Annotated in this window: 9 protein-coding genes; 5 read left to right on the top strand and 4 right to left on the bottom strand. The window is 72.2% G+C overall.

Annotated features, from left to right (window positions below; genetic code table 11):
* The coding region (locus G6024_RS11710) for a histidine phosphatase family protein (protein WP_159148771.1) at positions 1-578 on the top strand (578 nt) is incomplete at its 5' end.
* Between the two features lie 43 nt (positions 579-621).
* On the opposite strand, the gene G6024_RS11705 is transcribed toward G6024_RS11710, so the two are convergent.
* Positions 622-972 (bottom strand): metallopeptidase family protein, encoded by a 351-nt coding sequence (locus G6024_RS11705; protein WP_069388729.1) that lies wholly within the window; start codon positions 970-972, stop codon positions 622-624.
* On the bottom strand, positions 969-2,087 hold the full coding sequence (locus tag G6024_RS11700) for a septum formation family protein (protein WP_227022107.1): 1,119 nt from the start codon (positions 2,085-2,087) through the stop codon (positions 969-971). Before G6024_RS11700 ends, G6024_RS11705 begins: the two co-directional genes overlap by 4 nt.
* A 47-nt stretch (positions 2,088-2,134) precedes the next feature.
* Here G6024_RS11700 and G6024_RS11695 point away from each other — a divergent pair, with 47 nt between their 5' ends.
* A complete protein-coding gene (locus tag G6024_RS11695) occupies positions 2,135-2,578 on the top strand; it encodes an ankyrin repeat domain-containing protein (protein ID WP_067714851.1) in 444 nt (147 codons plus the stop codon).
* Between the two features lie 60 nt (positions 2,579-2,638).
* The gene (gene serS / locus G6024_RS11690) at positions 2,639-3,901 is read left to right on the top strand and encodes a serine--tRNA ligase (RefSeq protein ID WP_159148770.1); all 1,263 of its coding nucleotides are present in this window, start codon (positions 2,639-2,641) and stop codon (positions 3,899-3,901) included.
* Positions 3,902-3,979: 78 nt separating this feature from the next.
* Here serS and G6024_RS11685 read toward each other — a convergent pair whose 3' ends face one another.
* A complete protein-coding gene (locus tag G6024_RS11685; RefSeq protein ID WP_069388726.1) occupies positions 3,980-4,495 on the bottom strand; it encodes a PaaI family thioesterase in 516 nt (171 codons plus the stop codon).
* 62 nt (positions 4,496-4,557) lie between these two features.
* On the opposite strand from G6024_RS11685, the gene G6024_RS11680 reads away from it, so the two are divergent.
* Together G6024_RS11680 and G6024_RS11675 are read left to right on the top strand one after the other, a co-directional pair.
* Positions 4,558-5,379, top strand: coding sequence for a lysophospholipid acyltransferase family protein (locus G6024_RS11680; RefSeq protein ID WP_069388731.1), 822 nt, complete (start codon positions 4,558-4,560; stop codon positions 5,377-5,379).
* Complete coding sequence (locus G6024_RS11675) at positions 5,376-6,209, top strand: HAD family hydrolase (RefSeq protein ID WP_069388725.1); 834 nt, start codon at positions 5,376-5,378, stop codon at positions 6,207-6,209. The genes G6024_RS11680 and G6024_RS11675 overlap by 4 nt, the downstream gene beginning before the upstream one ends.
* A gap of 180 nt (positions 6,210-6,389) precedes the next feature.
* Here G6024_RS11675 and G6024_RS11670 read toward each other — a convergent pair.
* Positions 6,390-7,880: N-acetylmuramoyl-L-alanine amidase (locus tag G6024_RS11670; protein ID WP_159148769.1), on the bottom strand; the 1,491-nt coding region annotated here is incomplete at its 5' end.

Raw genomic sequence — 7,880 nt, 5'->3', positions numbered from 1 at the left:
GCGCCCTCGACACCGCCCTGCCCGGCGCACCGCTCACCGACCTCGGCCGCGATCAGGCACGGCTGGTGGGCGGGGAGCTGGCCGGGTCGGGGATCAGGCCGTCCGTCGTGCTCAGTTCCGAGGCCGCGCGCGCCCGCGAGACCGCCGGGCTCATTGCCGGGGAGATGGGCCTGCCCACCCAGGCCGTGCCCGGCGTCCACGAGGTGCAGGCCGGCCGCTACGAGATGCAGACCGGTGCCGAGGCGCTCCTGGCCTACAACCGGGTGGTGCGTGACTGGTTGGAGCTCGGCGACCTCGCCTCCCGGCTCCCCGACGGCGAGAGCGCCCTGGACGTGCGGGACCGGGCGATGCCGCTGATCGCCGAGCTGCGTGAGTCCCATCTCGACAACGCCGTGGACGTGGTGTTGGTGGTGCACGGCACGCTCATGCGGATGCTCGCCGTGTTCGCCGGCGCCGTCCCCTCGCAGTGGGCGCTGGACAACCGGATCTCCAACTGCGGGGTCATCGAGCTCGCTCCGGACGGCGGCGGCTGGTCGTGCGAACGGTGGGGCGACCACCCGGGGCGGCCGGGGTACTGACGGCGGCGGGCTCGGCCCCGATCGAGCTCGGCCCAGATCGAGCTCAGCCCCAGCCGAGCGCGTGGAGCGTCTCCTCGTCGATCCCGAAGTGGTGCGCGATCTCGTGGATCACCGTCACCGCCACCTCGTGGACCAGCTCCTCCTCGGTGGAGCAGAACGCGCACAGTGCGCCCCGGTAGATCGTGATGGTGTCCGGGAGGAACCCCGAGTAGGTGGTGTCGCGCTCGGTCAGCGCCACCCCCTCGTACAGGCCCAGCAGGTCGGGCTCGTCCGGGTGGCGGTCGGCGATGAGCACCACGACGTTGTCCATCGCCTCGAACAGCGCGTCCGGGACCGAGTCCAACGCGTCGTCCACCAGCTCCTCGAAGCGTGTCTCGTCGACCCTCAGGCTCACGGCGTCCCGCCGGGCACCGGTACCGACACCGTGCCCTGGCCCGCGTCGGTCGGCGCTCCGGGGACGCCTCCCGGCGGCTGACCCGGCGGCGGGATCTGCGTGGTGGTGGGAGCGACCGGGGTGGCTCCGTCGACGAGCACGCCCTGGCGCGCCGACCCCCGCAGTACCGCGAACGGGCCGGGTTCCGCGGCCTTCATCAACCCGCAGTTGACGGTCCGGCTACCCGTCTGCCACGACACCTCCGAGATCGGGTTGACCAGCGTCGAGATGAGGGTCGTCCGCCGCAGCGCCTCGGCGTCACCGAGGTAGGCGACACCGGCCTCCCGGCAGGCGTCGGCCGTGAGCTCGGACTGCTGGCGGGGGTCCGGCGGGACCGGCCCCTCCGGGAACACACCGGAGACGTCCACGTCGGCGACGATCTCGATCGAGTGGTCCTCCGAACAGGGCGTGGTCGCGCCGGGAAGGCCCTCGTCGGTGAAGCCCAGACAGGTACCCGGGTCCCACCGACGGTGCTGGTCGGCCTCGGCGAACGTGCCCGTCGACAGGGCGGAGCGCCCGTCGAGTTCGGCGGCGGCGACACCGCACAGCACGCTGCGGTCGCCCTTGTCCCAGCCCTCCTCGGACGGCGGCACGACGAGCCCGGTGAAGCGGCCGTCGGGGTCGACCTCGCGCCCGTCGGCGTGCCGGGAGATCAGCGGGAGGCAGCGCTCGGTCCCCACCGGCGCCAACTCGGCGCTGACCGGCAGCGGCGCACCCTCCCCGAAACCGGGGACCTCCGACAGGTCGATCCGGGCCGCCACCTCGAACCGGTGCGGCTCGGCGCAGTCCACCGTGTCGAACGAGGTGACGCGGTCCGCGGCGTCGAGCGACCAGGTCAGGCAGGTACCCGGAGCGGCCTCGGCGTACGCGGGCCCCGACAGGGTGCGCGGGTCGACCTGCGGGACGACCGCCGCGATGCGCTCGGCGCGGGAGGAATTGGGATCGTTGATCGCCGACGCCATGAGCGCACCGGTGACCGCCCCGCCGGACAGGATGGCGAGGAGGGAGGCCATGACCGCGCCCCGTGTGCGGAGCAGCGATCGACCACGGCGCGACGATCGGGTGGAAGTGGTCATCGCCTTCCATGATGCCGCAATCGCGCGGTCCCGATAGGATCCACTGCATGAGCGGACAGAACCACGACGAGCCGGCCGGTGCGGACGGCGACGTGCGCTCGCCGCGGGACGGGGTGGACCCGGAGGTCCTCGAGTTCGCACAGATGCTGTTCCAGTTGGCCCGCGACGGCGAGACCGAGCGGCTCGCGGCGTATGTCGACGCCGGGGTGAGCCCGGACCTCACCAACGAGCGGGGCGACGCCCTGCTGATGCTCGCCGCCTACAACGGGCACCCGGACACCGTCCGCGCCCTGCTCCAACGCGGCGCCGAGGTGGACCGCGCCAACGACCGGGGCCAGACGCCGCTGGCGGGAGCGGTGTTCAAGGGGTACGGCGAGGTCGTCCGCGCGCTCTTCGAGGCCGGTGCGGACCCCTACGGCGGGACACCCACCGCGGTCGACACCGCGCGCATGTTCGAGAAGGACGCCTTCCTCGAGCTGTTCGGCGTCTGATCCACCCGCGGCCACGGTCGCGGCTCGGGCCGGCCGGGTGGGGCCGCTAGGCTGAGGTGCGTGATCGATCTCAAGCTGCTCCGCGAGAACCCCGACGTCGTCCGCGACTCCCAGCGCACCCGTGGTGAGGACCCGTCGCTGGTCGACCAGCTGCTCACCGCCGACGAGGCCCGCAGGTCCTCGATCGCGGCCGCGGACGGGGCCCGCGCCGAACAGAAGGCCCACGGCAAGAAGGTCGGACAGGCCTCGCCCGACGAGCGTCCCGCGCTGCTCAAGGCCGCGGGTGCGTTGAAGCAGGCGGTCAAGGACGCCGAGGAGGCCGAGAAGACCGCCGCGGCGGAAGTCGAGCGACTCCAGCGGCTGCTGTCCAACGTCGTCGAGGAGGGCACGCCCGCCGGCGGCGAGGACGACTTCGTGGAGATCGAGCGCGTCGGCGAGATCCCGACCTTCGACTTCGAGCCGAAGGACCACCTCGAGCTCGGCGAGAGCCTGGGGCTGCTCGACATGGAGCGCGGAGCGAAGGTCTCCGGCGCGCGTTTCTACTTCCTCACCGGCTACGGCGCCCTGCTGCAGCTGGGCATGCTGCAGCTGGCGGCGCAGAAGGCGACCGCCAACGGCTTCACGATGATGATCCCGCCCGTCCTGGTGCGACCGGAGATCATGCAGGGCACCGGGTTCCTCGGCGCGCACGCCGACGAGGTCTACAAGCTCGACGCCGACGACCTCTACCTGGTCGGCACCTCCGAGGTGGCGCTCGCCGGCTACCACCAGGGCGAGATCCTCGACCTGTCGGACGGCCCGAAGCGGTACTGCGGTTGGTCCTCCTGCTTCCGCCGCGAGGCCGGGAGCCACGGCAAGGACACCCGCGGAATCATTCGCGTCCACCAGTTCGACAAGGTGGAGATGTTCTCGTGGTGCAGGCCCGAGGAGGCGCACGCCGAGCACAAGCGTCTGCTGGGGTTCGAGAAGGAGATGCTCGAGGCGATGGGCCTGCCGTACCGCGTCATCGACATCGCGGGTGGCGATCTCGGTTCCTCGGCGGCCCGGAAGTACGACTGCGAGGCGTGGGTCCCCACCCAGGGCACCTATCGCGAGCTCACCTCGACCTCCAACTGCACGACGTTCCAGGCCCGCCGCCTGGGTGTGCGGTACCGCGATGACGAGGGTCGGACGCAGACCGCCGCCACCCTCAACGGCACCCTCGCCACGACGCGGTGGCTGGTGGCGATCCTCGAGAACCACCAGCAGGCCGACGGCTCCGTCGTGGTGCCGGAGGCGCTGCGGCCGTTCGTCGGCAAGGACGTGCTCGAGCCGATCCGCTGACCACGAACCGCGGGTGGTCGCCGGGGTGTCCGGGGACGACGACGAGGTCGTCGGACGCCTCGCGGGCCGCCGCCCGGGTCACGGGCGGAACAGCATCATCACGCCGCTCGCGCTGGCGCACGTCCGGCCGTCGGTGTCGGTGACCCGGACCTGCACCACGCACGTCGACCGGCCCGCGTGCTCGACCTCCGCGCGGATCGTGGCGGGCGTGCGCTCCAACCGGAGCGCCCGGATGTACCGCACGGTGAGGTCGAGGGTGCTGTAGCCGACGCCCTCCTCCACGACCGTCGCCGTCGCGTAGCCGAGCGCCGTGTCCACCCACCCGGAGACGATCCCGCCGTGGACCGTCCCGCCGTTGTTCAGCGCCCACTCCGCGGGCTCGGCCGTCATGGTCACCGCGCCCACCTCGGCCGCGGACAAGCGGACGCCGAGCGTGTGCGCGCCGGGGGAGAGGTGTCGCTCGCCGTCGATGATGAGGCGCAGCGCCTCCAGACCCGCGTGCACGCTGCGCTCGGCCGCATCCGGCAGGGCAGGCCAGGAGTAGTGGCGGCCGCGTGCCACCGGGTCGACCGAATCGAAGGGGGCGTCATCCACCCCGCCGAACCTACCGGCAGGGGCGGGCACCAGTGTCGGTGCGGGCGGCTACGCTGGTGGCCGTGGAGCTGCTCTATACGGGGATCATCGGGTTCGCCCGCACAATGTTCAAGGTCCAGGGCCTGGACCTCACGATTCGCGGGGAGCGCAACTTCCCCGAGGTCGGTGGGGCGGTGGTGGTGATGAACCACACCGGGTACCTCGACTTCGTCTACGGCGGCATTCCGGCGCGCGTGCACAAGCGGTTCATCCGCTACATGGCCAAGGTCGAGGTGTTCGACCACAAGGTGTCCGGGCCGATCATGCGCGAGCTCAAGCACATCCCCGTCGACCGGACGGCGGGCAAGGCGTCCTTCGACGAGGCTGTCGCCCGTCTCCGGGCCGGCGAGCTGGTCGGCGTGTTCCCCGAGGCCACCATCAGCCGCAGCTTCGAGGTCAAGGGCTTCAAGTCGGGCGCGGTGCGGATGGCACTGGCGGCCGATGTCCCCATCATCACCGTGACCCTGTGGGGATCGCAGCGGGTGTGGACCAAGGGCCTGCCCAAGAAGCTCCTGCGCCCCAAGGTGCCGATCATGATGGAGGTCGGCGAGCCGATGCGGGCCTACGAGCCCGTCGCAGAGTGCACCGAGGAGCTGCGCTCCCGCATCCAGGCCACCCTGGAGCGCCTCCAACAGGAGTACGCGGAGCGCTACGGCGCCTACCCGGCCGGCGCCAACTGGGTGCCCGCCCGCCTCGGCGGTTCCGCCCCCACGTTGGAGGAGGCCACCGCCCTGGACGAGGCCGAGCACGCCGAGCGCATGCGACGCCGTGCCCAGAAGGCAGTCGACCCGGATGCCGATGCCGGTGACGAGCCGGAGGGACCGGCGGGCCCGGACGCTCCGTGACCCGTTCCCGACCGCTGCTCGTCGCCTCCGACGTCGACGGGACCCTGATCGACAACGATCACCTCGTCCCGGCCGCGAACCGGGCCGTCGTGGCGGACCTCGTCTCGGACGGGGCCACGTTCGTCCTGGCCACCGGACGCCCGCCACGCTGGCTGCCCCAGGTGGTCGACCAGTTGCCCGTCGCGCCCCTGGCGGTCTGCGCCAACGGAGCCGTCATCATGGACACCGACAGTGGCGAGTTCCTGGCCACCAGTCTCCTCGATCCCGAAACGCTCGCCGCGATCGACGAGGTGCTGCGCAGGCTGCTGCCCGGCAGCGGGATCGCGGCCGAGCGCCTGGGCGCCGACGCCGCGGATGCCGATTTCGTGGCCAGCCCAGACTACGAACACGCCTGGATCCATCCCGCGCACCTCGAGGTGGGTCACGACGAGGTCCTCTCCGAGCCGGTGCTCAAACTGCTCGCCCGGGTCCCCGGTATGCCGAGCGCCGACATGGCGGCGGCACTGCGCGGGGAGGTGGACCACCTGGCGGATCTCACCTACTCGACCACCGACGGGCTGATCGAGTTCGCGGCCCGCGGTGTGACCAAGGCGAGTGGGCTGTCCCGGATCGCGGCGGGGACGGCGGCCGGCGCGGCCGTCCCGTCCGACGCGGTTCCGGTCACCGTCGCGTTCGGCGACATGCCCAACGATCTGGAGATGCTGCGCTGGGCAGATCACGGGGTCGCGATGGGCAACGCGATCCCCTCCGTGCACGCGGCCGCCGACGAGGTCACGCTCACCAACGACGAAGCCGGGATCGCGCACGTCCTACGGCGTTGGTGGGGCTGAGCGGCGGACCCGACCGAGGCCCTGTCGAAATGGGTCGAAATGGGATGCGGACCGGTCCCCACCACTTCCCCGGTGTGCACGCCGCCCCGGGTGGGGGAGGGGTGCACACCTGGTGGGACCCGGTCCGCACGATGTGGTCGGCCGGCGCGCGCCCGGTGATCGGGCGGCGCCGGCCGAGGATCAGGGGTTCGGCTCGACGGTGAGTTCCCGGGTCGCCGGGTCGTAGACCAGCGTGCCGCCGACGAACCGCTGGGCGACCGTCCCGTCGGCGCGCTCGGCCTCCGCGGAGACCGGCAGTCCGAGCGGGCCGTGCTCGAAGCCCTGGGCGGCCCACGCGTCGCCGATCACGCCCCACACGGGGTGCGTGCCCGTCTCGGGTGAGGAGTACAGCGCGCCGTTCTCGTGCTTGACCAGGGAGACGTCGCCGAAGCGCTGGACTCCGGACAGTGCCTTGCCGAGCGGGCCGGCCAGCTTCTGGGCGAGCCCGGAGAAGTCGCGGCTGAGCACGTTCTGTGCCGAGCCCGCGTCGAGGCCGATGGCGTCCTGCACCGACCCCGCGTCGAGCGGGATGTCCGACAGCGACTTGCCGCCGGTGAGGATCCGGGTCAGGGTCGCGGGATCGAGCTTGCCGCCGGTGAGGACTGTCCGCAATGCGGAGGTCACGGCCTCCTGGACGCTTCCCTGGGTGATGACCGACGGGAGATCCGCGCTACCGGTGCCACCTCCCGTGCCACCGCCGCCACCGGTGCCACCGCCCGTGCCCGGGCTGGGGCTCGGCTGGGTCGGGGCCGGGGCGCCGCCCCCGCCGCTCTTGGCGTAGGAGGACGCGATGTCGCGGATCTGGCCCATCTTGGCGTAACCGGAGTTGCCCGGGCAGGACGTGAGGCCGACGTCGCGGTGGGCGAAGATGTTGGGCAGCCGGACGGCGGTCCCGTACGAGTACTTGGTGTACGAGGTGCCCTCGGAGTAGTGGGTGTCGGTGCCCTTGGGGTCGACGCCGGCGACGGACAGGCGCCAGCCGATGATCTCGCCGACCTTGCGGACGGTGGCGTCCGACGGGGAGACGGTCGAGTAGTCGCCCATCATCGAGATGCCCCAGGTGTTGCCGTTGAAGCCGCCGGCGTGGGCGCCCTGGACGTTGCGGCTGAGTCCTCCGTGGCGGCCCTCGAAGGCCTGGCCGTACTTGTCGACCAGCACGTTGTATCCGACGTCGCACCAGCCGAGCGTGCGTGCGTGGTACGTGTAGATGCCGCGCATGACGCTGGCCGACCCCTCGCGGGAGTAGTTGTTGCTGCCCGCCGTGTGGTGCACGACCGCCGCGGCGAGGGTGGGGTCGTAGCTCGCGCTGCGGCAGCGGATCGACTCGTCGGCGCCCCAGCCGGAGCGGGAGATGATCGACGGCTGCCTGGCCGCGATGTCCCCGTGCGTGCCGCTGCCGCCGGAGGCGGTGATGTCGGCGAACGCCTCGGGATCGGGCGTCGGGGTGTCGTCGGGGGAGAGCAGGACGGCCTTGACCGAGGCGGGTTCGATCGAATCGGTGCTGCCTGAATCGGCGCTGCCCGAGCCGGCGTCGAGGCCCGAGGTCTCGGCCACGGGCTTGATGTCCGCGTAGCGGGTCGGCACCGGCGGGGTGCCGGCGGCGGCTGGCCGGGCCGGCTCGGACCTGGGGCC

Origin of the sequence: Dietzia maris (genome assembly GCF_014144855.1) — a bacterium.
Taxonomy (GTDB): Bacteria; Actinomycetota; Actinomycetes; order Mycobacteriales; family Mycobacteriaceae; genus Dietzia; species Dietzia kunjamensis.
Note: the sequence above shows the minus strand (reverse complement) of the source record. Positions and strands in the feature narration are given on the sequence as shown.